The 25,226-nt window shown below is 52.4% G+C and carries 26 protein-coding genes and 1 pseudogene; 26 read left to right on the forward strand and 1 reads right to left on the reverse strand.

The window, feature by feature from the left end:
- Window position 1 precedes the first annotated feature (1 nt).
- The 14 genes from LOK74_RS07570 to LOK74_RS07635 all read left to right on the forward strand — a co-directional run bounded on the left by LOK74_RS07570 (window position 2) and on the right by LOK74_RS07635 (window position 10,881).
- Window positions 2-334, forward strand: a complete 333-nt coding sequence (locus tag LOK74_RS07570) for a cytochrome C oxidase subunit IV family protein (protein ID WP_230046031.1) — start codon at window positions 2-4, stop codon at window positions 332-334.
- A 101-nt stretch (window positions 335-435) separates the two neighbouring features.
- Window positions 436-1,353 carry a cytochrome c oxidase assembly protein gene (locus tag LOK74_RS07575; protein WP_230046032.1) on the forward strand — a complete coding sequence of 306 codons (918 nt, stop codon included), beginning with the start codon at window positions 436-438 and terminating at the stop codon, window positions 1,351-1,353.
- 25 nt (window positions 1,354-1,378) lie between these two features.
- Window positions 1,379-1,837, forward strand: coding sequence for a DUF420 domain-containing protein (locus LOK74_RS07580; protein WP_230046033.1), 459 nt, complete (start codon window positions 1,379-1,381; stop codon window positions 1,835-1,837).
- Between the two features lie 327 nt (window positions 1,838-2,164).
- Complete coding sequence (locus LOK74_RS07585) at window positions 2,165-2,821, forward strand: amino acid ABC transporter permease (RefSeq protein WP_230046034.1); 657 nt, start codon at window positions 2,165-2,167, stop codon at window positions 2,819-2,821.
- Between the two features lie 5 nt (window positions 2,822-2,826).
- Window positions 2,827-3,549, forward strand: coding sequence for an amino acid ABC transporter ATP-binding protein (locus LOK74_RS07590; RefSeq protein WP_230046944.1), 723 nt, complete (start codon window positions 2,827-2,829; stop codon window positions 3,547-3,549).
- A 30-nt stretch (window positions 3,550-3,579) separates the two neighbouring features.
- Window positions 3,580-4,353 carry an ABC transporter substrate-binding protein gene (locus tag LOK74_RS07595; RefSeq protein WP_420908737.1) on the forward strand — a complete coding sequence of 258 codons (774 nt, stop codon included), beginning with the start codon at window positions 3,580-3,582 and terminating at the stop codon, window positions 4,351-4,353.
- Window positions 4,354-4,816: 463 nt separating this feature from the next.
- A complete protein-coding gene (locus LOK74_RS07600) occupies window positions 4,817-4,987 on the forward strand; it encodes a YycC family protein (protein WP_230046035.1) in 171 nt (56 codons plus the stop codon).
- A 106-nt stretch (window positions 4,988-5,093) separates the two neighbouring features.
- A complete protein-coding gene (locus tag LOK74_RS07605; protein WP_230046036.1) occupies window positions 5,094-6,269 on the forward strand; it encodes a two-component system sensor histidine kinase NtrB in 1,176 nt (391 codons plus the stop codon).
- 42 nt (window positions 6,270-6,311) lie between these two features.
- Window positions 6,312-6,572 carry a hypothetical protein gene (locus tag LOK74_RS07610; protein ID WP_230046037.1) on the forward strand — a complete coding sequence of 87 codons (261 nt, stop codon included), beginning with the start codon at window positions 6,312-6,314 and terminating at the stop codon, window positions 6,570-6,572.
- Window positions 6,569-7,606, forward strand: coding sequence for a DNA polymerase IV (gene dinB, locus LOK74_RS07615; RefSeq protein ID WP_230046038.1), 1,038 nt, complete (start codon window positions 6,569-6,571; stop codon window positions 7,604-7,606). Before LOK74_RS07610 ends, dinB begins: the two co-directional genes overlap by 4 nt.
- Window positions 7,607-7,848: 242 nt before the next feature.
- A complete protein-coding gene (locus LOK74_RS07620) occupies window positions 7,849-8,325 on the forward strand; it encodes a PTS sugar transporter subunit IIA (RefSeq protein WP_230046039.1) in 477 nt (158 codons plus the stop codon).
- Window positions 8,326-8,424: 99 nt separating this feature from the next.
- The gene (locus LOK74_RS07625; protein WP_230046040.1) at window positions 8,425-8,706 is read left to right on the forward strand and encodes a PTS sugar transporter subunit IIB; all 282 of its coding nucleotides are present in this window, start codon (window positions 8,425-8,427) and stop codon (window positions 8,704-8,706) included.
- A gap of 94 nt (window positions 8,707-8,800) precedes the next feature.
- Window positions 8,801-10,108: a PTS galactitol transporter subunit IIC gene (locus LOK74_RS07630; protein ID WP_420908780.1), complete on the forward strand. Its 1,308-nt coding sequence runs from the start codon at window positions 8,801-8,803 to the stop codon at window positions 10,106-10,108.
- 119 nt (window positions 10,109-10,227) lie between these two features.
- Window positions 10,228-10,881, forward strand: a complete 654-nt coding sequence (locus LOK74_RS07635) for an L-ribulose-5-phosphate 4-epimerase (RefSeq protein WP_230046042.1) — start codon at window positions 10,228-10,230, stop codon at window positions 10,879-10,881.
- 52 nt (window positions 10,882-10,933) lie between these two features.
- On the opposite strand, the gene ptsP is transcribed toward LOK74_RS07635, so the two are convergent.
- The gene (gene ptsP, locus LOK74_RS07640; protein ID WP_230046043.1) at window positions 10,934-12,595 is read right to left on the reverse strand and encodes a phosphoenolpyruvate--protein phosphotransferase; all 1,662 of its coding nucleotides are present in this window, start codon (window positions 12,593-12,595) and stop codon (window positions 10,934-10,936) included.
- A 299-nt stretch (window positions 12,596-12,894) separates the two neighbouring features.
- Here ptsP and LOK74_RS07645 point away from each other — a divergent pair, with 299 nt between their 5' ends.
- The 12 genes and pseudogenes from LOK74_RS07645 to LOK74_RS07700 all read left to right on the forward strand — a co-directional run bounded on the left by LOK74_RS07645 (window position 12,895) and on the right by LOK74_RS07700 (window position 25,214).
- Window positions 12,895-15,798 carry a sigma 54-interacting transcriptional regulator gene (locus LOK74_RS07645; protein WP_230046044.1) on the forward strand — a complete coding sequence of 968 codons (2,904 nt, stop codon included), beginning with the start codon at window positions 12,895-12,897 and terminating at the stop codon, window positions 15,796-15,798.
- Window positions 15,799-15,823: 25 nt separating this feature from the next.
- Window positions 15,824-16,087 (forward strand): HPr family phosphocarrier protein, encoded by a 264-nt coding sequence (locus tag LOK74_RS07650; RefSeq protein ID WP_230046045.1) that lies wholly within the window; start codon window positions 15,824-15,826, stop codon window positions 16,085-16,087.
- A gap of 115 nt (window positions 16,088-16,202) precedes the next feature.
- On the forward strand, window positions 16,203-16,370 hold the full coding sequence (locus LOK74_RS07655; protein WP_230046046.1) for a hypothetical protein: 168 nt from the start codon (window positions 16,203-16,205) through the stop codon (window positions 16,368-16,370).
- A gap of 84 nt (window positions 16,371-16,454) precedes the next feature.
- A complete protein-coding gene (locus tag LOK74_RS07660) occupies window positions 16,455-17,441 on the forward strand; it encodes a thiamine pyrophosphate-dependent dehydrogenase E1 component subunit alpha (RefSeq protein ID WP_230046047.1) in 987 nt (328 codons plus the stop codon).
- Window positions 17,442-17,470: 29 nt separating this feature from the next.
- Window positions 17,471-18,452, forward strand: a pseudogene (locus LOK74_RS07665) (alpha-ketoacid dehydrogenase subunit beta).
- A gap of 27 nt (window positions 18,453-18,479) precedes the next feature.
- Window positions 18,480-19,853 (forward strand): 2-oxo acid dehydrogenase subunit E2, encoded by a 1,374-nt coding sequence (locus LOK74_RS07670; protein ID WP_230046048.1) that lies wholly within the window; start codon window positions 18,480-18,482, stop codon window positions 19,851-19,853.
- A 30-nt stretch (window positions 19,854-19,883) separates the two neighbouring features.
- Window positions 19,884-21,263, forward strand: a complete 1,380-nt coding sequence (gene lpdA, locus LOK74_RS07675; protein WP_230046049.1) for a dihydrolipoyl dehydrogenase — start codon at window positions 19,884-19,886, stop codon at window positions 21,261-21,263.
- A 181-nt stretch (window positions 21,264-21,444) separates the two neighbouring features.
- A complete protein-coding gene (locus tag LOK74_RS07680) occupies window positions 21,445-22,677 on the forward strand; it encodes an MFS transporter (RefSeq protein ID WP_230046050.1) in 1,233 nt (410 codons plus the stop codon).
- Between the two features lie 100 nt (window positions 22,678-22,777).
- Window positions 22,778-23,161 carry a transcriptional regulator GutM gene (locus LOK74_RS07685; RefSeq protein ID WP_230046051.1) on the forward strand — a complete coding sequence of 128 codons (384 nt, stop codon included), beginning with the start codon at window positions 22,778-22,780 and terminating at the stop codon, window positions 23,159-23,161.
- Window positions 23,162-23,247: 86 nt separating this feature from the next.
- Window positions 23,248-23,778 (forward strand): PTS glucitol/sorbitol transporter subunit IIC, encoded by a 531-nt coding sequence (gene srlA, locus LOK74_RS07690; RefSeq protein WP_230046052.1) that lies wholly within the window; start codon window positions 23,248-23,250, stop codon window positions 23,776-23,778.
- Window positions 23,779-23,802: 24 nt separating this feature from the next.
- Window positions 23,803-24,828, forward strand: coding sequence for a PTS glucitol/sorbitol transporter subunit IIB (gene srlE / locus LOK74_RS07695; protein WP_230046053.1), 1,026 nt, complete (start codon window positions 23,803-23,805; stop codon window positions 24,826-24,828).
- 20 nt (window positions 24,829-24,848) lie between these two features.
- Window positions 24,849-25,214, forward strand: a complete 366-nt coding sequence (locus LOK74_RS07700) for a PTS glucitol/sorbitol transporter subunit IIA (protein ID WP_230046054.1) — start codon at window positions 24,849-24,851, stop codon at window positions 25,212-25,214.
- The last annotated feature ends 12 nt before the right edge of the window (window positions 25,215-25,226 follow it).

Here is a 25,226-nt window from a genome sequence, read left to right on the forward strand (position 1 = left end):
GATGGAAAATCATATGCATGGTGAAGCGAATGCGTCCACATCTCAACCAAAGAGGGTTCATCGTCATACAGGAGTGAAGAATCACCTCATTACCTTTGCAGTCTCGATCATCCTCACTGCGATTGCCTTTATTGCAGTGGCAAGCGAGAGTGTTGATCGGAACACACTGGTTCCGCTACTCTTGATCCTGGCCTTTGTTCAAGCGCTGTTTCAGCTTTATGTCTGGATGCACATGGATCAAAAAGGGCATGGATTCGCCGCATTGGGCATGTACAGCGGTGCAGGTGTAGCGTTGGTTACGATTATTGCTTTCGTCCTTTGGGTATGGTGGTAGGACGATGGTGAGGAGGGGGGTCTTGGATCACCCCTCCTTTTTTCAGATGACTGCTCTTTGTTTTTGCGAATCGATGATTCTGTAGCGGAGGTGAACGTCAGATGGGGCAACACGGTCATCACGGTCATGAAAGTCACCAGCTTGCTGATATTCCCGGCTTTTGGAGTGCGTGGGATGTGAACTATATCCTGTTGACAGTTGCAGTGGCGGCTGCTTACTTGACGCTGTTCGGACCTCTGAGAAACCGTTTCGCGAATTCGGAGCCGCTGACGCGTCGACAGATGGGCATGTTTTTCACTGCGCTGTCGATCTTCTTTGTGGCTAAGGCCAGCCCGCTTCATTTCTATGGGATGCACTATTTGTTTAGTGCGCACATGCTGCAAATGTCGCTGCTTTTCTTTGTCATGCCGCCGTTTTTACTGGGGGCGATCCCTCCATGGCTGGTTCGCAACGCCTTTCAGCGGGGTTGGCTAAGAAAGCTGGTTGGTCTTCTGACCCAACCGTTGGTCGCGATTATTCTGTTTAACTTTTTGTTCTCGATGTACCATATCCCCAAGGTCTTTGATACAGTCTCGGCCAGCCATACGATGCATACGACATACCATCTGCTGCTGCAGGTGACGGCGCTGATGATGTGGTGGCCCGTCGCTTGTCCGGTGCCGGAATTGAAGCGTCTTTCGCCACTCAAAAAGATCGCCTACATCTTCATCGACGGGGCTGCGCTCCTGCCAGCCTGTGCGCTGATCATCTTTGCCGGTACGCCGTTGTATGAGGTGTATCGCGACGCTCCACAGATCATCCCGTTTTTGACGCTGTTGGATGATCAGCAACTGGGTGGAGTACTGATGAAACTGATACAGGAAATATCGTATGGAATCGCTCTCTGGTTCGCATTCTCTGAGTGGTACCGGAAGGAAAAAGAGAAAGATAAACTTGACCTGGCCTTGCCACCGCGCGATTTGGCGCTGAGCGTCCCTGCCTCTTCTCTCTCAGCGGGGCAGGCTGGACTGAGCAAGTAGATTAGGAGTGGAAGGAGTAGACGGTATGTCGCCTCAACTCATCGCGCTGCTGCTGACCAGCTTCATCGTTACCAGTGCCGTTTTGACAGCGGTTGGCTGGTACTTCATCCGGCGGAGGAAGATAGAGCAGCATCAAAAACTGATGGTTGCTGCCTCTCTTTTTGCTACGGTATTCTTTATTCTCTATGTGTCCAAAACATTTATCGTCGGCTCGACCCAATTTGGCGGTCCGGCTGACGTTAAAATTGCCTACTTGATTTTCCTCGTCTTTCACATCATACTGGCAACGGCTGCCGGAGCGATGGGGATTATCACGCTGGTATACGCGTACAAAAAGCAGTTCCAAAAACACAAGCGGATCGGTCCGTGGGCTTCTGTCATCTGGTTTTGTTCCGCGGCGACCGGGGTGATGGTCTATTTGCTGTTGTACGTCATTTACCCGAGTGGTGAGACAAAGAGCGTGACCGATTTGCTTTCACAATAGGATGCAATGAAAACGGAAACGAAAACACAAGAACGAAAACCTTGTCCACAGGAGCTTGCTCTCCTGTGGACAAGGTTTTTTTATATGTATCGATTGCTAACGCTCTTTCTCGTGATAAACGGTGATGCCGCAAGCAACGCTGCTTTACACTGGCGCGACGGCCACAAGTCTAGGTTTTTGATGGGGCAAGGTATACAACATGTATAACAGTATAGAGATATTTTTATCGTTTCTGTATAGGGTAATGGTTGAAATATTCTGCTAAAATCAGTTCCATGCTATAGATTCCCCAGCCGTCCGACAAGAAGGGAGAAGGAGCAAACCAAGATGAACGCATTTGTCGAGATCTTTGTAACCAGTATCGCAGGTTTTGCTGAGGCCACTTGGATGACCCTGAGGATCACCGTCGCTTCCTTATTGCTGGCCTCGCTGATCGGCCTGATGTTTGCTTTTATGAAGCTGTCACCCCGTCGTACGGTTCGTCTGTTGGCTGACGGCTATATCGGATTGATTCGGGGAACACCCTTGATTGTCCAGATTATGTGGCTCTACTTCGGTATTACCCACTTTTTGGTTCTCTCCAAGTTTTGGGCAGGGGTATTGGCGCTCGCCATCCATAGTGGTGCCTATATCGCCGAGATTTTCCGAGGTGCCATTCAATCGATTGACAGAGGACAGATGGAAGCAGCTCAATCTCTGGGGATGAGCTATCCGTTGGCCATGCGTCGAATCATCCTGCCACAGGCCTTTAAACGGGCTATCCCGCCGTTGGGCAACCAGTTTATCATCGGTTTGAAAGACTCATCATTGGTGGCCTTTATCGGTGTTAGTGAGATCTTTCAATTATCGATGAGTGGAGCTGCCGCAACATTCAAACAATTGGAGTACTATACGATTGCCGGCCTGTATTACCTCCTGCTTGTCGTCTTGTTTACACTCTTGCTGCGGCGTATCGAAAGACACTTGGACACAGGAAGTAGGTGAAGAAGTTGATCTCGATTAAAAATTTGCACAAATACTTTGGGGAACTGCACGTTTTAAAAGGGATTGATCTCGAGATCCAGGAACAAGAGGTGGTCGTCCTCATCGGAGCAAGCGGGTCGGGGAAAAGTACGCTATTGAGATGTCTTAATTTTTTGGAGATGAAAGATAGCGGAGAAATCAGGTTGATGGAGCAGACCATCGAACCGGATCGGGTCAAGCTGAACAAAATCAGGGAACAGGTCGGCATGGTATTCCAGCATTTTAACCTGTTTCCCCACATGACGGTGCTGGAAAACGTCATCGAGGCTCCAGTTCATGTACAGCGCAGAGAAAAGCAGGATGCAACTGAACATGCGCTCGCTTTACTGCAAAAGGTGGGGCTGAGGGAGAAGGCAGACGTGTACCCAGACAAACTGTCTGGAGGGCAGAAGCAGCGGGTAGCTATTGCCAGGGCACTGGCCATGAAGCCGAAAATCATGCTGTTCGATGAACCGACGTCAGCTCTTGATCCAGAGTTGGTCGGGGAGGTGCTGCAGGTGATGAAAGAACTGGCTCGGGAGGGCATGACCATGATCGTGGTGACGCATGAGATGGGTTTCGCCCGAGAAGTGGCCGACCGGATCGTCTTTATGGCTGATGGAATGATAGTAGAACAAGGCAGCCCGGATGCTCTTTTCACCAATCCGCAGCATCCCAAGGCAAAACAATTTCTGCAGAGTATTTTGTAGAGCAGACAACAAATAAGGGGGAACAGAGAGATGAAATGGAACAGACTGGGCAGCTTACTGATTTGTATGGCATTGTTGTTGATCGGTTTGTATGGATGTGGTACGAATACGGAGAGCAGCGGCTCAGAAACGCAGGAGTTTGTCTTTGCCATGAGCGGCTTGTACCCACCGTTTAATTACCAGGAGAATGGGGAACTGGTTGGTTTCGACGTGGAAATCGGCTATGCGTTGGCCGAGAAAATGGGAATGACCCCAAAACCGGTGACGAATCCGTGGCAGACGATCCTTGCAGCGCTAAAAGCGGACAAGTTTGATGCGATTATCGGCAGCATGGCGATCACGGATGAGCGCAAAAAAGAGGTTGACTTTTCTATTCCTTACTACGAGTCGGGGGCACAGATCTTTGTCAACAAAGAAAATCAGCAGATCGCCTCAGCGGATGATTTGAAAGGAAAGCGAATCGGAGTGGTCGTTTCCAGTACATTTGAAAAGATTGCCAAGGAATACACCGATCAGGTAGAGACCTATGATAGCGACGTAACGGCTCTGCAGGAACTGTTGGTAGAAGGAAGGCTCGATGCTGTCATAACCGATGAACTGGTCGGCAAGTACGCCATCACGCAAAACGATTTGGCGATCAAGCCGGTAGGCGAACCGCTGTTCCTCGATCAGATGGCGATTCCAGTAAAGAAGGGGAATACAGAACTGTTGGAGAAGCTGAACAAGGCTCTGGAGGAGATCAAAGCGGATGGCACGTATGAGAAGATCAGTCAGAAATACTTTGGAGAAAATATAACGAAATAACGGCAAAGCAGATGAAGAATCCACCCATTGGAGAAAAAGCAGGATGAGGTGGATTTCTTTTTTTATATCAAGACAGATCACGATAGAAAATATACGGTCATTTGTTATACTAGATGTATGGGAAATACTTACACAGCGGACAATGAGTAGGATCAACAGGTGTAAAGCGATCAACCACGATCTTTTAGAGTTGTATTCGCTATCCAACTATCTACATCTCAACTGCTTTGCTCGTTTGTTTTTAATTTACATAATAATTATTACGTAAATAATAGGGGTGTGCTGAAGCCGCTCCTGTGTGTCTTCTATTCAGAGGAACGATTATTGCTCACCTGGACTTATGGAGCCAGTGTAAACGGTAGAAAAAACACGACCATATGGAAACGGGGCATCCTATGATATAGTATAGTGATGGTAAACTTGTACTGCTCTTTTCAAGTATCGTCAAAGAGGAGGGAAGCCAATGAGACCGATGCAGATTTCTGGTGAGACCGCACAGAAACTGGCAAAGGCCTTGGACATTCCGATTGAGCAATTGATGCATATGCCCCAGCATATATTGCTGCAAAAACTTGCCGAGTTGCATGCGAAAGAACAAAAAGAGAGCAATGAACAACGAGACTGCACAGAGTAGCAGACTCATCTTCGTTGACAAGGGCGAGAGTGGACTTGACCGATGAGAAACGGAAGGTATCCTGGATCGTTCGGTTTACTCATCTGTCTCTAGGAGTTGTATGAACGTGGAGCGAGAATACGCCAAAAAAATCCTGCTGCTAACGTTGATAGAACGAATCCTAGGCATGTTTGAAAAGAGCTGCCGGGATCTAGTAGCGTTGGGCGGAGATTATGCCAGATATGTCCAGGAGTATGGGGAAGCGATCAGAGAGCTGACCAGTCACGCGTTGGAGTCAGCGATTGATCTGCTGTTTGCCACGGAAGAGGAGTATGACTGCAAGAAACGGGAGTACTTCGAACAAATCGTCGAACGTGCTTTTCAATCGGCATGGAGCGAAATCCCCTACGATGTGGTCCTGGAGTTAAGTACCAAGATGCGCGTTCATTTCTTTAATGAGATGACAGATATTTTACAAGAGGCAGGTTCATTCATATCTACTCCATATGCTTACGAGATATTCCGACGATTAAACGAAATCATGGAGCTGTTATTCCAGCATTATTTCACCAGATACCTGTCCCTTAAAGAAGAACAGATCGATCACCTGCACGAACAGAAGATTTCTGTTATTGGCCATATGGCAGCGGGTATGGCACATGAACTTCGCAACCCGCTTACCTCGTTTCAGGGCTTTTTGCAATTGATGGAAGAAAGCATTAAACAGGGCCGTATGGAATCGACGACTTTTTTGGCCTACATTCGAATATGTCGGGAGGAATTGAAAGCGCTGCAGGATTTGCTATCCAGCTTTTTGGTTATGGCCCGCAAGCGGCAGGGTTCCAAAAAGGATGTGGAGGTGCTGCCACTCAAACCGATCCTACAGCGTGTTCATGATGTGGCACGCCATTTTGCCTTGGAGAAGGATGTAACGCTTCTGTTTGATCGGATAGACAGCTCTGTACAGATCCGCGGCGTCTCCTCGTACATCGAGCAAATCGGGCTGAACATCGTCAAAAATGCGGTGGACGCAGTCGCTGTGGGCGGACAAGTGGTTGTTGAAACGGAGATCGATCCACAGAAGCGGATGGTACAGATCTGCTTTGCTGATGATGGTCCAGGGATGAGGCGTGAGCAATTAGAGCGTATCTTTGAGCCGTTTTATACGACCAAAGAGCGAGGAACCGGGCTGGGATTGGCCATTTGTCGGCAGCTGGTCTTGGAAATGGCTGGTACGATTCAAGTCGATTCGCAGCCCGGTCATGGAACGCGGGTCATCGTCGAACTGCCTATCTCAGACTAGGGAACAAGAAGATCCTTGTCGGATTGAGAGGAGGGAAACAGCATGAAAGTAGCCATCTATCAGATCGCCAATCGTGTCGGGATGCATCCGAAGGAACTCTCCCGCGCCATCTACGACGGAGAGGTGACCGGAGAAGTCCCGGACGGTAATCCCCAATCCAAACAAGCGTGGGTCGATTTGTTGTCCCTGCGCAACTACATCCAGTGGCTGTACGAGCGAGAAAGAATGGATGAGATTCGCTACCTGAAATCGATCCGCCATTTGGACGCGTTGCGACGCCAAATGTCCGGCTCCCAGCGATGAAGAAGTTCCTTCATCTCGACCTCGACGCCTTCTTTGCCAGTGTCGAGCAGCTTGATAACCCATCGCTGCGCGGAAAGCCGGTTATCGTCGGTGGGACGAGGAATCGTGGCGTTGTGGCCACCTGCAGCTATGAGGCGCGAGCCTATGGCGTCCGCTCCGCCATGCCAGCCGCCCTGGCCAGAAAAAAATGTCCCGAGGGGATTTTCCTTCCTGTCCGCTATAGTCGTTACCAAGAGAAGTCGGCGGAAGTGAGGGCGATCTATACGCAATACACCGATCTGTACCAGTCTGTCGGTTTGGACGAAGCGTATCTTGATATGTCCCACTATGACAACGCGATTCCACCGGCGCGTGAAATCAAAGAACGAATTCACAAGGAGACCGGACTCACCTGCAGTATCGGCCTCTCGTACAACATGTCTCTGGCCAAGATTGCCAGCGATCTGCGCAAACCCGACGCGTTTGTCGTGATACGAGAGGAACAAGCCCTTGAGGTATTGCGAAGTTTGCCGGTTGGGGCACTGCATGGGATTGGCCGCAAATCACAGGAACTGCTAGCGAAGTGCGGAATTCATACAATCGAAGAGTTTTGGACGTTGAGCGAGGCAGAACTGGTTGAACTGTTTGGAAAAGCTGGCCGCGGCTATTACCTGCGAGCCAGAGGAATCGATCACCGACAGATTCAGATGAACAGGCCGATCAAGTCGATCAGCAGAGAAACAACACTGGCGGTGGATCTCTTTGAGCGAGATGATGTAATCAGGATTGCACGTGAATTGTTTGCCGAGCTGTGGCAAGAGGTAGAGGCAGAAGGTGTGCAGCCGCAAACGCTTGCCCTGAAGGTCAAGTACACCGATTTCAAGCAGCGAAGCAAACAGAAAAAGGTAGAGCATGAGGAGTGGGCAGCTGTCCTGGAGCAACTGGCCGAAGCGTTTGACTATACTCCGGGGGTACGTCTGGTGGGTGTATCTGTGTCCAACTTTGTGCGCCCGGACGAAGCTTCACCACGCTACGAACAATTGCGTTTTTTCTAGAAGCGTAGTCAGTCTTCGGAGCCTGAGTCGATCAGGCTCGCTTTTTTTCACCCGTCCGAGCAACATTTTCTGCCACGAATCAAAACATGAAATTTCTGAATAATTTGTGTTCGGCATCATGTTCTTGAAGCTGATACTACCGGGATTCGTCCTGTAGGTTCGGCCGATATCGCCCTCGTTGGCATACAAATTGCTATTCAAAACATGTGAGTGATAATCGAAGGGAGGGAGAGCAAACGCGGATGAACTTGTTGGATATTGTCAAGCCGGATTACCTCTGCATATTTCATGAGCCGTGCGAGAGAGAAGAGATCATCAATCGGTTGGGAATGCTTTTGACCAACTGCGGAGTGGTTGAGCAGGCCTACATTGATGCCGTATTGGCACGGGAGGCGGAGTTTCCGACTGGACTGGAGCTCGGAGAGATTCACGTGGCCATCCCCCATGCTGATTCTGCAGCGGTCAAATCACCGGCAATCGCCTTGGGAGTCGCCAAACGGGGCGTCCCTTTTCGCAGTATGGCGGAGCCGGAAAAAGAGATTGCGGTCCATCTGGTGATCCTGTTAGCTACGCAAAGAAGTGAGATGCAGCTGCAGGCTTTGGAAAAGACGATGGATTTCGTGCAGGATCCCAAACGGCTGAAGAGTTTGCTGGAGGCGGCAGATGAAGGGGAACTGTACACCAGATTTGTGGAATACTTGGTGCTGGAAGAACAGTAAGAGTATGCTTTCTTTTGGAGATGAGCCGATCGGAAAAATCCTGACGTACAACAAAATGTAAGCGTTTTACGCAACGCGAACAGAAAGGTGGCAGAGCATATGAGCAAAAAAGTGGTCGTCATTTGTGGAACGGGCGTTTGCACGTCAACTGTGGTGATGGGGAAGTTGAAAGCGTTTTTACAAGAGAAGGGACTGAACGTAAATCTAACCCAGTCGAAGGTGTCTGATGTGATGAATCGGGCTGCCGACTACGATTTGATCATTTCCACCACAGCGGTCCCGTCTTCGATCTCTGCAAAAGTACTAAATGCAGTCCCCGTGCTGACTGGTGTTGGCAAGGAGAAATTCTTTGAGGAATTGGAGGCGGCATTAAAAGAGTAGCGGCAGTGTTATTTTGGCAGCAGGCTATCACAACGAGGAGGAGGAATGTGTCGTGCAAGTGATTCAATATCTGATTGATCTCGGGCCTTCCGTGATGTTGCCGATTATTATCTTTATCTTTGGTCTTATTCTTAAGTCCAAACCGAGTGCTGCTTTCCGGGCTGGTCTAACGGCAGGGATTGGCTTTATCGGGATCAATCTCGTCATTGGTCTGTTGATGGACAGCTTGGGGCCGGCGGCAAAAGATATGGTCAATCGGCTCGGGATTCAACTCAGCGTAATCGATGTCGGCTGGCCGGCGACAGCTGCCGTCTCCTTTGGTTCTACCGTTGGGGCACTGGCGATACCGATCGGTTTGGCTGTCAATCTCGCCTTGCTGGTATTCGGATTAACCAAGACTTTAAACGTCGATCTGTGGAATCTGTGGCATGTCGCATTTACCGGAGCTCTGGTCAGCATCATGACGGACAGCTTCGCATTAGGCGTACTCACTTCTATCGTGCATACGCTGGTGATCCTGGTATTGTCGGATCTGACCGCCAAACATGTGGAGAAGTACTACGGCTATCCCAATGTAGCTTTTCCACATGGCACGTCAACCCCGTACTACCTGTTTGCCCTGCCGCTGGAAAAGCTGTTTAATGTGATACCTGGTCTCAAGGACTGGAAAGCAGATCCTGATGCGATCCAGAGACGGCTCGGTGTATTCGGCGAATCGATTGTCCTTGGTCTGATCCTGGGGATTATGATCGGGATTCTCGCCGGGTGGGATTTACAGGCGATCCTGCAGCTTGGTGTGAAAACAGCAGCGGTGATGCTGCTCCTGCCGCGTGTCGTTGCGATCCTGATGGAAGGTTTGATGCCGATTTCGGAGGCAGCGGGCGAGTTCGTCAAGAAACGCTTCCCAGACAGAGAGCTGTATATCGGGATGGACTCGGCACTGGCTGTCGGCCATCCAGCCGTCATCGCCTCATCGCTGATCCTGATTCCCGTGGCGTTGGGCTTAGCTGTTCTGATACCGGGAAACAAGGTGCTGCCTTTTGGTGATTTGGCCACCATCCCATTTATGATCTGCCTGATGGTGCCGATCTTCCGCGGCAACGTCGTACGCACGGTGATCGCCGGTACCATATCCATCGGGTTTGGACTGTTGATTGCCACGTACGCTTCACCGTATTTCACGGAAGCAGCCAAAAATGTAGGCTTTCCCTTTCCGGAAGGAGCAACCGCCATCTCCTCCTTGGTGGACGGCGCCGTACCGACCACGGCCATCTTTATGTTTGCTGCCAAACTAGGCTATGCCGGGTTGATTGCGATTGGCTTGATCACACTGGGAGTTGCCTTTTATCAGCGGAAAAAAGATAAGCAGCAGGCTCAGGAAGGGACGCAGCTGACGTCGTAGCAAAAACCGTCCAACACAGGGAGCCGCCTGTTTGTCCGCTGTTGGGCAAGCGGGTGTGCTCCGTACAGGACAACATCCTGCCCAAGCGACATGTCAAAGGAGATCGGGGGAGGAAGAGCATGCTAGAAAGTTTGAAATCATTGGTCTGCGAGTTGCATCTGGAACTGCCAAAAAACCAGTTGGTTACGATGACCAGCGGCAATGTAAGTGCGCGGGACCGAGAGTCCGGCTACGTGGTGGTGAAACCGAGCGGGGTACCGTATGAGCAACTCTCGCCCGCAGACATGGTGGTGGTTAACCTGGATGGACAGGTAATAGAGGGGAATCAGCGGCCGTCTGTTGATGCCGAGACCCACCTGTACATTTACCGGGAGCGCGATGACATCAATGGAGTGGTCCACACCCATTCGCCTTACGCCACCAGCTTTGCCGTGCTGGGGCAGGGCATACCGCCTGTTTTGACGTCTGTTGCTGACATCTTTGGAGGACCGGTGCCAGTCGCACCGTATGCGGCAGTTGGCGGGGAGCAGATCGGCCGCGCGGTGGTGGAACATATCGGTCATTCTCCAGCCATCCTGATGCAAAATCACGGTGTTTTTACGGTTGGACCGACACCGCAGCTTGCACTGAAAGCGGCAGTGGTACTGGAAGACGTGGCAAAAACGATTCACTTGGCTATGCTGAGAGGAATGCCGATCGAGATTCCTGAACAAGAGGTGGAGCGGGCTCATCGGTACTATCAAACGATGTACGGACAAAAACAAAGCTGCTGAGCGAATCGCTCGGCAGCTTTTTACACGGGTCTCACAAGAGCAGCGGCTGGAATCACAATTTTTCGCGAACCTGCTTTTCCAGTTCAGCGTAGGAACTCTGCGAGATTTCGTACTTGATCTGCGGGATCAGGCTGGCGGTCATGCTTAACTCTTTTACGCCGATGCCAATCAGCGCTTTGGCGAACTCTGGCACCCCGGCCATCTCGCCGCAGACTCCGACCCAGATGCCGTTCGCATCTGCGTGTTCGACCACCTGTTTGATCAGGCGCAGGATCGCCGTGTGGCCCGGATCGTACAAATAGCCAACTTTTTGATTCATGCGGTCGGCAGCAAATGTGTATTGGATCAGGTCGTTGGAGCCGATGCTGAAAAAGTCCACATGCTTGGCCAACTGGTCGGCGATGATCGCCGCAGACGGGACTTCAATCATGATCCCGGTCTCGATCTGCTCGTCAAACGGCACTGTTTCTCGCTTCAGTGCTGCTTTTGCCTCTTCCAGCACTTCCAGCGCCTGCTTCAATTCCGCTTCGATCGCAATCATCGGGAACATGATCCGCAGCTTCCCGTAGTGACTGGCTCTCAGGATCGCCCGCAGTTGGGTCATGAACAGCTCTTTGCGGTCCAGACAGAGGCGAATCGCCCGGAATCCGAGGAACGGATTGAGCTCTTCGTCCATCGGGAGAGCGGGTACCTGTTTGTCGCCGCCGATGTCGAGCGTACGGATAATGACGGGGCGGCCAGCCATCTCTTCAGCCACCTGCCGGTAGGCTTGAAACTGTTCTTCTTCATCGGGCAGGGTGTCCCGGTCCAGGAAGAGAAACTCGGAGCGGAACAGTCCGATCGCTTCGCCGCCGTTGTCAAGGACTGCTTTCACGTCAGACGGGTTCCCGATGTTGGCTGCCACCTCGACACGCCGCCCATCTGCGGTAACAGCCAGTTCTTGAGCGGATGCTTTCCAGCGCTGTTGGTTGGTCCGGAATTCTTCTTGCTTCTCCTGGTACTGCTTGATGAGGTCAGCGGTTGGATGGAGAATCACTTCACCGCTGCTGCCGTCTAGAGCAGCCATATCGCCAGCGGCGAGCTGCTTTGTGATATTTGGGCAACCGACTACAGCCGGGATTTGCAGATTACGAGCCAGGATGGCGGAGTGGCTGGTCGAACCGCCGATCTCGGTGATGATCCCTTTGATCGTCTGGGGATCAAGGCGTGCCGTATCAGATGGTGTCAGATCGTAGGCGACGAGGATCACCGGTTCTTGAATCGACTCCAGCGAGGCGTCGACAACCCCCAACAGATGCTTCAGTACACGCTTCTCCAGATCGCGAAAATCACTGGCCCGCTCCTTCATGTAGGGATCATCCAGCGAGGCGAACATCTCCGCATGTTTGGAGAAAACATCATGTACGGCCCAAGCGGCGTTCTTCCGCTCGTTCTCAATCTCGCTCTGGATGTCGCCGGTCAGGGCAGGGTCGTCCAAAATCATCAAATGGGATTCAAAGATGGCACTTTCTTCCTCGCCGATTTTTTCGGCCACTTTTTGTTTCGTCTCTCTCAAATCCTCTTTGGTCTGCTCCAGAGCATGGACCAAGGAGGACCATTCCTGGTCGGCGGCATCATTGGCAATCGATTCGGTTGAAATCGTAAGGTCTGCTTCCTGCAAGAGAAAAACAGGACCAGCTGCGTAACCGGGTGAGGCTGCGATTCCTTTTGTCATATGTAATTCCCCCTTATGGATATGGACTGGCTGACTACTATGAAAAGAGAGTCAGGGAGCGTCCCTGACCCGTGATCTCGGGCAGATATCTTTTTTATCTTACTATTCTCCATCAGCAGCAGTCAATTCAATTGCATATTTTGTGTTTTGTTTTCTCACAAGTTATGCCACAATGATAGAAATGGTAGTTTTTGTGGAAAGGAGTGATCATCTCAGCGGCCAAAACAGAGACAGCGAAAGAGAAGGCTTTACAGAAGATTGGCACAAAAATTGCTAGTTTTTGAACAGGAGGGGTCGCGGTGAGGGAGCGCCTCAAACAGATTATCGCGGAAGAAGATAAACGGAATCCACTGACAGACGAGCAGATCGCCCGAAAGCTGAACATCAGGCGAGACGAGGTAACGGTTCTCAGGCATGAATTGGGCATAGACGATTCGCGCAAGCGGCGAATGCCTGTACTGCAGAAGGAAATGGAGGCTCTGCTGTCACGCTATCCCGATATTTCCAACCGCGAACTTACCAATCAGCTAAAGCAAAAAGGATTCGAGGTCTCCCGGTTTACGGTCCTTAACATGAGGAAAGAATGGGGAGCGCTCTCAACGGGCGTACACCCGGAGAAGGGACGTTTCCGCCGAAAACAGCAGGCAGCCGGTGCTGCTGCCACTTTCTCTGCCATCATCGGAGCGAAAGGGAGTCTCAAGGCGGCGATTCAGCAGGTCCAGGCAGCCGTTCTGTATCCGCCGAACGGCTTGCACACGTTGTTGTTCGGCGCTACCGGTGTAGGGAAAAGCAGGTTGGCAGAAGCGATGTACCAGTATGCGATCGAACAAGGTGTGCTCAAGAAAAATGCCCCGTTTGTTTTGTTTAACTGCGCTGATTACGCGAAAAACCCACAGCTTCTGATGTCCCAGTTGTTTGGATACGTAAAAGGGGCGTTCACCGGTGCCGATCAGGAGAAAGAGGGACTGGTTGACAAAGCAAACGGCGGCATCCTGTTTCTTGATGAGATCCATCGTCTGCCTCCAGAGGGACAGGAAAACCTGTTTTACCTGATCGATAAGGGGGTATACAGGCGATTGGGCGAGGTGGATTTTCAGCGCAGGGCGGCCCTGTTGATTCTCGGTGCCACTACGGAGAGTCCGGAATCTAGTCTGCTGTTGACGCTGAGGCGGCGTATTCCGATGACGGTAGAGCTTCCATCTTTGGCAGAGTGGTCTGTTAAGGAGCGATTGGCCTTAATCTTCCACTTTTTCAACGAAGAAGTGGATCGCATCGGCAAAAAGGCAGCCGTGGAGAAAGAGGTGATGGAAGCGCTGCTTTCGTATGACTGTCCCGGAAATGCAGGTCAGCTCCACAGCGATATCCGCGTCTTGATGGCCCGTGCCTTTCTGAACAGCATCAGCGGGGAGGAGGAGATCGTGCAGGTCCGGCAGCTTGATCTGCCACCACAGGTTGCAGCCAGTATGGCAGGCAGCAGAGCTGATCTTCCCATGTTGAAGAAAGAGCGCTACTTGTTTGTCCCGGGGCAGCAGTCGCTGCCAGTTGAGACGGAAGAGCCGGATGAAGGAATCACCAAGCTGTACGAATGGATCCGGGAGCGCTACGAGAATCTCCGGGCGCAAGGACAGAACAAGGATCTGATCAACCTGATCGTCAGCCGGGAATTGAAGTCGAGACTGGATGAGTCTGCAGGGGATGGCAAGGAGAGAGTGGAAGAGCGGCTGCTTCAGCTCTCCAAGCTGGTCGGCGAACGGGTTGTACAGACCGTGGAGCAGATGCTGTGGATTGCGGAAAAACATCTTGTATTCGATTACCACCGTCTGCTCTACGTACTTGCCATCCACCTCAAAGGTGTATTGGATCGTTTTCGGGCAAGTGCGCTTCCGGCTGCCGACGACGATGAGGCGGTGGAGACCGATTCGCTCGCTTTTCACGTCGCCAGAGAAATGAGTAAAGTTGTGCATACGATGTGGGGAATCGAGCTGCCTGATCGCGAGCTTTCCTTTCTCGCCATGTATCTCAGCCAAAGCGACAGGCGAGTCTCGGCCAAGCCGATGATCGGTGTCGTGGTAGCCTCTTATGGGCAGGTGGCCAAAAGTATGGTAGAAGTGGCTCATCGGCTGTTCGAGAAGCGGTATGCGATCGCAGTCGAGCTGTACTGGGACGACGATATCCAACAGGCCGTGGAGCGGATCGGCCAGGCCATCCGGCAGGCAGATCAGGGGTCGGGAGTCATCCTGTTGGCCGATATGGGCACACTATTTCTGAAAGAAGCAGAATGGCAGGATACATTCGGCGTGCCGACCCGAGTGATCGCTCCCGTCACCACTTCACTGGTTGTGGAAGTGCTTCGCAAGTGCATGTACAGCGAGCTAACCCTGCGGCAACTGGCCGATGACCTTTCTCCTGGGATCGGAGTACCGCAGCCCGCGCTTTCCGAACCTGAGACAAAAAAGGAAAAAGCGATCGTCTCTGTCTGCCTGACCGGGGATGGCGCGGCACGACGCCTCAGTTCACTTTTACAAGAGCGTCTCGGGCCAAGAGCCGGGCAGATTCACTTTCTCAATGGAAGTTCGCTGTCCATCCGTAAAAAAGTGATGACATGGCAGCAGCAGTATGAGATTCTAGCTGTTGTGGGTACGGTCAATCCCATGCTGGAAGGGGTCCCATTTGTCTCGATGGAGGAGATTCTCGATGAACGAGGATTGGGCTTTTTAAAACGACTGTTGACGGTGCGCGACGGAGCAGAGTGGCGGGTCGATTCTACCAAGCCGGTTTACCTGCACGATCTGGTGAAGCCGGAATTGCTGTTTGAATCGCTGGCAGCAACGAGTAAGCAGGAAGTGATCGAGCAGCTAACCCATGCTCTGCTTGCAAACGGTTACGTAAAAGAGCAGTTTGCAGCAAAAGTATGGGAGCGAGAGGCGTTGGGCCATACGCATATTGCGGGATATGCAGCGATCCCCCATGCCGAATCGACACAGACAATCAGGCCGGCAGTAGCGATTGCCACGCTGCCAGCCCCGATTGAGTGGGAGCCTGGGGTGATGATCCGCTGCGTGTTCATGCTGGCGGTCAATGAACGCTGTCAGCCGGCAATTGAAGAATTGTTCGAGCGCATCACTGCTCTGTCGGTCACGGATGCTCAAGATCCCCTTTCGCCTGCGGATGTGCTCGCCCGTATTTTGCAGCATCAATACTAATCATTAGGAAAGTGGAGGAATCAACATGGAAAAACAAGTGACGATTCAGAACAAGACAGGACTTCATGCCCGTCCGGCTGCAGAGTTTGTCAAAACAGCATCCAAGTTTCAGGCAGAGATTACTCTGATAAAAGACGGTAAAGAGATTAATGCCAAGAGTGTGATCGGCGTGATGTCCCTGGCAGCGGCAAAAGGCACAGTACTGACCATCCGAGCCGAAGGCACCGATGAGCGTGAAGCCATCGATACGTTGGTACAGTTAATCGAGAGCAAGTTTGGCGAAGAGTAAGCGCTCATCTGACAGAGTCGCGTACAGCACTTGACATAATAGTCGGATCATTTTTATAATGTGGTTACAAGTGTAACAAGCGAGAACAAATGTAAAGGTCCGGAGGTGACGCAGGGTGAAGCCGCTGGAAAAAGTAACTCCCGGAACGAAAGTGTATAAGCTGTTTGACTCTGACAGATGGGTTTGTGAAGGAAAAGAAGACGTGTTTATCATCTCGATCGAGAAGGTATCAAAGGAAGAATACCAGCGGAAGCAGAAGGAAGAGTTCGCTTCCCGGCTGTAGTTCTCCGACACTTGGACCGCGGGTCAGGTGGGGTGTTCCCCATCTGACTTTTTTTGTGACCATGACCATAAAGGAGGAATCGCCATGACTACTACACTTAGCCTGCCAGCAATGGTTAGTCGGGAAAAGCTTTCCGACCTGCTTCATCAGATGTGGCTGATCCGCTTCTTTGATGAAAAAGTGGACCAATTTTTTGCCAAAGGCTTGATCCACGGGACGACCCACCTCTGTGTCGGACAAGAGGCATCTGCTGCCGGGGCCTGTGCTGTCCTGCGGGAGGAGGACAAAATCACCAGTACCCACCGCGGCCACGGCCACTGCATCGCCAAAGGAGCGGACGTGAACCGGATGATGGCGGAACTGTTTGGCCGGGTGACGGGATATTGCAAAGGAAAAGGCGGCTCGATGCATATCGCCGATGTGGATAAAGGGAATCTGGGGGCAAACGGTATCGTTGGCGGAGGTATCCCGATAGCAGTTGGATCGGCCCTGACGTCAAAAATGAAACAGCTCGGCTATGTGACACTTTCTTTTTTCGGCGATGGAGCCAGCAACGAGGGCAGCTTCCACGAATCGCTCAACATGGCGTCCATCTGGAAACTGCCCGCCGTCTTCATCTGTGAAAACAACCAGTACGGGATGTCTGGTCCGGTGAAAGAGATGGTCAACATCGAAAACATCGCTGACCGCGCCGGTTCGTATGGGATACCGGGTGTGATCGTGGACGGAAATGACATTTTCGCAGTCATGAATGCGGTTGCAGAGGCAGTGGAGCGTGCCCGTCGTGGCGACGGTCCGACTCTGATCGAGGCAAAAACCTACCGCTGGAAAGGACACTCCAAGAGCGACGCCAAGAAGTACCGCACGCGCGAAGAAGAGATGGACTGGAGAACCAATCGCGACCCAATAGAACGGATGAAACAAGTATTGTTCAAAGAAAACATCCTCACCGAAGAGCAGGCGAACGAAATCGAGCGGCAGGCGAAAGAAGCGATCGAACAAGCGGTCAAGTTTGCCGAAGAGAGCCCGATGCCGTCGCTGGATACGCTGGAAGAAGACGTGTACGCGTGAGTTCGCTAGAGAGAGGGGAGAAAAACGCAATGAGAGAGATCACTTATCTGGAAGCAGTGCGGGAAGCGATGAGCCAGGAGATGAGAGCTAATCCAGATGTGTACCTGATGGGAGAGGACATTGGCGTCTACGGAGGCGCCTTTGGCGTGACGCGGGGCATGATCGAGGAGTTTGGACCTGAGAGGATACGGAATACTCCCATCTCCGAAGCAGCGATCGCTGGTGCGGCCGTCGGCTCCGCGATGACTGGCATGCGCCCGATTATTGAACTGCAATTCTCTGATTTTATGACGATTGCGATGGATCAGCTGGTCAATCAGGCAGCTAAGAACCGCTACATGTTTGGCGGGAAGGGAAAAGTGCCGATGGTGGTTCGCACTCCGGCCGGATCTGGCACGGGGGCAGCCGCGCAACACTCGCAAAGTCTGGAAGCCTGGATGGCACACGTGCCTGGTCTGAAAGTGATCCAGCCGTCCACCGCATACGACGCCAAAGGACTGCTGAAGGCGGCCATTGCGGATGACAACCCGGTGATCTTTTACGAGCATAAACTTTGCTACCGCACCAAGGGACACGTACCGGAAGAGTCTTACACCATCCCGATCGGCAAGGCGGATATCAAGCGAGAAGGCAGCGATGTCACCATTGTGGCGACAGCAATCATGGTACACAAAGCGCTGGCAGCCGCCAGTGAGTTGGAAAAAGAAGGGATCAGTGTGGAGGTTGTTGATCCGCGAACCCTGGTGCCGCTGGATGAGGAGACCATCATCGCGTCCGTAAAGAAAACAGGCCGGTTGGTGGTCGTGCACGAAGCAGTGAAGCGGGGTGGATTTGGCGGCGAGATCGCCAGCATGATCGCCGAGAGTGAAGCATTTGACTACTTGGATGCGCCGATCAAACGACTGGGGGGGGGCCATCCCGATACCGTATAATCCGATCCTGGAAAAGGCGGCCATCCCCCAGGAGGAAGATATTATACAGGCCGTGCGAGAGACGATAAACCGCGCCTGATGACTCGATAGGGAAAGGAGTGAGAGGATGGCAACGGGAGTTTTCATGCCGAAGCTGAGCATGACGATGGAAGAAGGGACGATTCTGCAGTGGTTCAAGCAGGAGGGGGAGGAAGTCAAGGAAGGCGACCTCTTGTTGGAAGTGATGACGGACAAGATCAACATCGAAGTGGAGTCGTACGCTTCCGGTACCTTGATCAAGGTATATTACGGTGCGGACGAGGTGGTTCCAGTCAATCAGATTATCGGCTACATCGGATCACCTGATGAACAGGTTCCTGATACGCCGCCGCCTGTCGATCATGCCGAAAACAGGGAAGCGGAGCAGCAGGGGGACTCTCCCTCCATCGATGATCAAGTGACGAAAGCTGCTGATCAGGAGGAAGATTCGGGTGCTTCCGAAAAAGTGCGGGCAACGCCTGCGGCACGCAAGGCGGCGAGGCAGCATGGGGTGGACCTCCATCAGGTAAACGGCTCAGGAGCAAACGGACGCATACACAGAGCTGACGTTGAAGCGTATGCCGCTAAAGCCGGCGCAGGTCGTCCACCAGAAGTTGTAAAAGCGACTCCGTTGGCTCAAAAGGTAGCTCAAGCGGAAGGGGTTGACTTGTCGACTGTTACAGGCAGCGGCGTGAGCGGCAAGATTCGCAAACAGGATGTGCAAGCTGCGCGACTGAACCAATCGACGCAATCAGCGACAGAAAATGGAGCAGTCAAAAAGAGAATCAAACTGGCAGGAATCCGCAAGATCGTCGCCCAGCGAATGGCAGAGAGTGCATTCTCCGCTCCACATGTCACGTTGACGACGGAGGTGGATATGAGCGCATCCGTGGCGATGCGTCAGGAACTGCTGCCAGTGGTCGAGCAAAAAGTGAGGCAGCGCCTGTCGTATACGGAAATCCTGATGAAGGCGGTAGCTGCTGCACTCGCATCTCATCCATCGGTTAACGCTTCTCTGCAGGGCGACACGATTCTGTTCCATGAATACGTCAACATCGGGTTGGCCGTCTCTATCCCGGACGGCTTGGTCGTGCCAGTGGTCAAAAACGCCGATCAAAAAGGACTTGCCCAACTGACAGCGGAGTGTAAGGACCTGGCCATGCGAGCCAGAGAGAACAAACTCCTGCCCGATGACATGAGCGGCGGCACGTTTACGATCAGCAATCTCGGCATGTACGCCATCGACGCATTTACGCCGATCATCAACCAGCCAGAATCAGCGATTCTCGGAGTGGGACGGATTCAGGAAAAACCAGTCGGAACGGACGGGAACATCGTGCTGCGTCCGATGATGACGTTGAGTCTCTCTTTTGACCATCGCGTCATTGACGGTGCGCCAGCCGCTCACTTTTTACAGGACGTCAAGGAGTTGCTGGAGAAACCCTATCAACTAATCGTCTAAACGAAGGGGAAGTGAGAGGAGGAACCAAAGATGAAAAGCTACGATATCGCCGTAGTGGGAGGCGGTCCCGGCGGCTATGTGGCGGCGATCGTCGCGGCGAAACGAGGAAAGCGTACTGCATTGATCGAAGCGGGTGAATTGGGCGGCACCTGTCTCAATCGCGGCTGCATCCCGTCCAAAACACTGCTGCGCCACGCAGAACTGATTGATGAGATCAAGCAGGCAAAAGCATGGGGCATCGAGACCGGCGAACTGGTCCTTTCACTGGACAAGATGATGGCTCGCAAAGACCAGGTGATCCAACGGCTGCGGACGGGAATCGCCGCGCTGCTCAAAGCAGGCAAGATTGATGTCTACCGCGGGCTCGGCACGGTGCAGCCTGATCGGACCATCGCGATCGCCGGTGAAACGGACGAATCAATCCGGGCTGACAAGGTGATTCTCGCTACTGGCTCCGTTCCGTTTGTTCCCCCGATCAGCGGGCTGGATCAGGTCCGGTACCATACAAGTGATACGATCTTCGGAGTGACCAGCATTCCGACTTCCTTGACCATCATCGGCGGCGGTGTCATCGGCGTCGAGTTCGCCTGCATCTTCCAATCACTGGGCGCCAAGGTGACAATCGTGGAGATGGCAGAGCGGATCGTACCGTCAGAGGATGCCGATGTGGCAGCAGCACTGACGAAAGCTTTACAGAAAAAACAGATCACGATCATGACCAACACGAGAGTGGAGGCAGCGGCAGTCAGAGATGGTCAGCAAATCCTGTCGCTGACCCATTCCTCAGGGGAGCGAGAAGAGCTTCATTCAGAAGAACTTTTGGTGGCAGTCGGCCGCAAGCCGAACCTATCCGGTGTCGGCCAACTAGGTTTGGAGATGGATGGACCGTTTGTACAAGTGAACCGGCAGTTGGAGACAAGTATGGATGGTGTCTATGCGGTAGGGGATCTGATCGGGGGATGGCAGTTGGCCCATGCCGCCAGTGCGGAAGGAAGTGTTGCCGCCCGGAACGCGGCAGGGGAGCAGGTGGAGATGGATGATCGCATCGTGCCTCGTTGCATTTACACCCATCCTGAGATTGCCAGCGTTGGCCTCACAGAGCAAGAGGCCAGAAAGCGTGGGTATCAGGTTAAAACCTCCGTCTATCAGCATGCCGGCAACGGAAAGGCTCTGTCATTGGGCCAGACAGAGGGTTTCGTCAAGCTGATCGCGGAAGAAACGTACGGCGAAATCCTCGGTGCCGTGATGGTTGGTCCGCATGTCACAGAGATGATTGCCACCCCGTCCGCCTTTATTCATTTGGAGGGAACTGTCGAGGAAATGGCCGCCATGATCTACCCCCATCCAACTGTTTCAGAGACCCTGATGGAAGCAGCGGCCAAGTGGCTGGGGCGCGGGATTCACTCGTAACGGTATGCCTTTTTCCTGTGTGACAGCGGTTTGACTGGGAATACACTCCCAGTCGAGCCGCTCTTCCATTGACAGGTCCCCGAAGCTCAACATAACCATAATTGACAAAAAAATCTAATTCGAGCAAAATAAAGAATATGTTGGTTTCATCGTTTCCCCACCAATCTGGAGGTGTCCACGCTTGGCGAGCACAGAAACTGGCGTTCCGCAATCGGAACAGGCGCTCTCCGTCTGGCGATACCGCAATTTTTTGGTTGTTTTCATAACAGCGATGATCATCGGAGTGGGAAACAAAATCTACGCGCTGGCACTGCCCTTGATTCTGTACGATTTGACCCAGTCGTCCGTTGTGATGGGAACAATGCGGGCAATCGAATATTTGCCCAACCTGCTGCTGGCGTTGTTTATCGGAGTGATTGCCGATCGGGTAAACAAAAAACGGTTGATGCTTTCTGCGATCTTGATTCAGGTTGTATTGCTGGCAGGTTTGTATGCGATGTTGTATACGGGAACGATCTACATCTGGATCTTTTATCTGGTCGGGTTTGTGCTGATGACCTGCAACTACAGTTATGAAAATGCTAAGACTACGATTGTCAAACACGTCGTTCCGAACACGCTGCTCACTTCGGCCAATGCTAAGTTCGCCCTGATCACTACGCTGGTCAGCGTGATGGGGCCTGCTTTTTCCGGTTTCATCCTGATGCTCTCAGACTTGAAAAGCGGCCTGCTGATCACGTCGATTGCCTTGTTGATGGGGTGGATCGCATCTAGCCAGCTGGAGGGGTTAGAGCCAGATGCGGTGACAGGGAAAACAACGTTCTGGCAGGATTTTAAAGAGGGCTGGCAGCAGCTGCGGAACAACCGCTTGCTGTGGTCGTTGACCCTGATTGTCGCCTGCACCAGTGCTGCCGAAGGAATGTACAGCTCCATGATTGTCTATTTTGGCAAAGAAACGATGGAGCTGGAGAGCTCCACGCTTGGCCTGGTCCTCTGTTCGTCCGGTTTGGGCGGGTTGGTTGCCAGTTTGGTCGTGGACAAGTGGCGGAAAATGTATCGGACAGGCCATCTGATGGGAACGATGATGTTATTGGTCAGCCTATCTTTCTTGCTGATGTGCTTCGCCACCAACGTCTGGATCATGGCGCTTTCTTTATTTCTGGAAGGGCTGTTCAGTACGGTGTACGTGATTTGCATCCTCGCCTTCCGTCAAGAGTCGACCCCTGCTCACCTGATCGGCAGAGTGGCCGGACTGACCGGCTCTATGTTCAAGCTGGCGCTGCCGTTTGCGATCTACAGCGCCGGTTACGTGACGGAGTGGTTTGGTGCGACGTATGTGTTTCTGGGATCAGCACTGCTCAACTTCCTGCTGTTCGTCTTGTTTACTCGTTTGCCTTTATGGAAGATGCCATGACCAGACGATTCTGAAAAAAGGAACGACTCTCTTGACTTGCAAGCAGACTTGTTTTACAATTGTAACTGTAAGGAACATTTGAAAAGAAGGAGGGGACGGGTTGGCTTCGTGGGGCATCTTCATCCTTGTCTTCGTCGGCATGTGGCTGCTGCAGGTCTACTTTACCTTGCGTCAGTCGAAACACTATCAGCAGCACTTCTATGAGATGCAGCAACAGGCAAACGGTTACATGGGCGTTGGCGTCAGCAAGCGACGCTTCGGGCGTGGAGCCGTTGTCATGATCACGACCGACCAGGACGGCATCGTCACCAGATGCAAGCAGATGTCTGGCCTGACCGTTTTTGCCCGCTTTCGCGAACGGCGTGAGCTGGTGGGCAAGCCGATTGAGGTATGCAGGATTGAGCACCCACGGGCAGCAGATGAGATTGCGCTCAACATGGCGATTGAGAAAGTGGAAGAGCAACGGCGCAAGCATCTGGAGTAAAAACAACGTACAAATCAGATTATAAGGGCCGCGGGCCAGATGGAGCAGACCATCTGGTTTTTACTTTATCTAGGGAGGGTCAGCGCATGGATATGTTTGTTCACATTGCAGAAGGCTTTATCGGGATGTTCCAAAAAGGCGGTGAAACATTCGTTGGTTTGGTTACAGGCATCATTCCCACGCTTATTTGTTTGATCACTGCCGTAAACGCTTTCATCAAGTTCGTTGGCGAAGAGCGGATCAGCCGCTTTGCCCAGAAATGTACCGGGAATATCATCCTTCGATACACCGTGTTCCCGGTGTTGTCAATGTTTTTCTTGACCAATCCGATGGCCTACACGTTTGGCAAGTTCCTGCCGGAGCACCAAAAACCCGCGTTCTACGATTCGGCCGTCTCTTTCTGCCACCCCATCACCGGTCTTTTCCCGCATGCCAATCCGGCAGAATTATTCGTCTATATGGGGATTGCGACCGGAATTACACAGCTTGGTCTGTCGTTGGGGCCGTTGGCGATTCGCTTCTTCCTCGTCGGTCTGATCGTGATTCTGATTCGCGGCATCGTCACGGAGTACATTACCAAGGCGATGATGAAAAAACGGGAAGCGCAGGCAGCCTAAGCGACACGGGAGGAGGAAAACAACATGGGTAACTATCGTAGCGTACAAGTGACAAAAGGACCTGGCGGTTGGGGCGGGCCACTGGTGATTCGACCTACCGATCAAAAAAAGTATATCGCATCCGTAACCGGTGGAGGGATTCATCCCGTTGCGCAAAAAATTGCTGATTTGACCGGAGGGGTTGCGGTTGACGGGTTTAGCAGCAAAGTGGAGCCGGAAGAAATGGCCTGCGTTGTGATCGACTGCGGCGGAACGGCACGCTGCGGCGTCTATCCCAAACTGGGTGTGCTGACTGTAGACGTGACGGCTGCATCGCCATCAGGGCCGCTGGCCAGTTTTATCAAAGAGGACAACTTCGTCTCAGGAGTAAAAGCGGACCAGATCCATGCTTCCGATGAGACAGCTGCCGCCTTGCCGACAGACGAATCGGCTGCACAACCGAAAACGGCCAAAGAACTAAAGGATGAAGCACGGGCGAAGGTGGCTGAACTGCAGGCGAACAAGCCGCAGAAAAAGCCAAACTTCATCGAGAGAATCGGCCGCGGCATGGGGAATGTGGTCAATATCTTCTACCAGGCTGGCCGCGATACGGTCGATCAGGTCATCCGCAATATCCTGCCGTTTATGGCTTTTGTGAGCACACTGATCGGGATCATTCTTTATACGGGTGTCGGGGATTTTCTTGCCCACGTGATCTCACCGCTTGCGGGCAACCTGATCGGTTTGCTGATCATATCTGTTGTAGCAGCCCTGCCGTTCCTGTCGCCGTTATTGGGACCGGGTGCGGTGATCGCACAAGTTGTCGGAGTTCTCGTCGGTGTGGAGATCGGTCGCGGCAATATCCCGCCACAGTTGGCGCTGCCGGCGCTGTTTGCGATCAACCCGCAGGTTGGCTGTGACTTTGTGCCGGTTGGATTGACGCTGGGAGAAGCAAAGCCGGAAACGATCGAGGTAGGTGTCCCCGCCGTGCTGATGTCCCGTTTGATCACCGGACCGGTGGCCGTTGTGATCGCCTATCTGATGAGTTTCGGCTTGTACAGTGGAGAATAAACACTTCAGGAGGGTAAGCGATGGAGGTTTTACTGCAGACAAAAGTGACAAAAATCGGGGATCTCGTGGCAGATTTTTTGCGCGAGAAGACATTGATCATTTTTAACGATGACGTACCGGACGAACTGCACGACATGGCGGTCCTGCATACGAAATCACCTACCACGAAGGAAGTGTCTGCCGGCGATTATCTGATTGTCGAGGGTGACTCTTATCGGGTAACGAGCGTCGGGGAAAAAGCTAATGAAACGCTGATCAGTATCGGTCATTGTACGATCAAGTTCGATGGAGCGACCACTCCGGATCTGCCGGGAACGCTCCATGTGGAGGAGAAAGAGATTCCGCCATTGGCGATCGATACTGAGTTGGCGTTTGTGAGGAAGTAAGTACAGGTCGTT

Origin of the sequence: Brevibacillus humidisoli (assembly GCF_020923435.1) — a bacterium.
Classification (GTDB): domain Bacteria; phylum Bacillota; class Bacilli; order Brevibacillales; family Brevibacillaceae; genus Brevibacillus_E; species Brevibacillus_E humidisoli.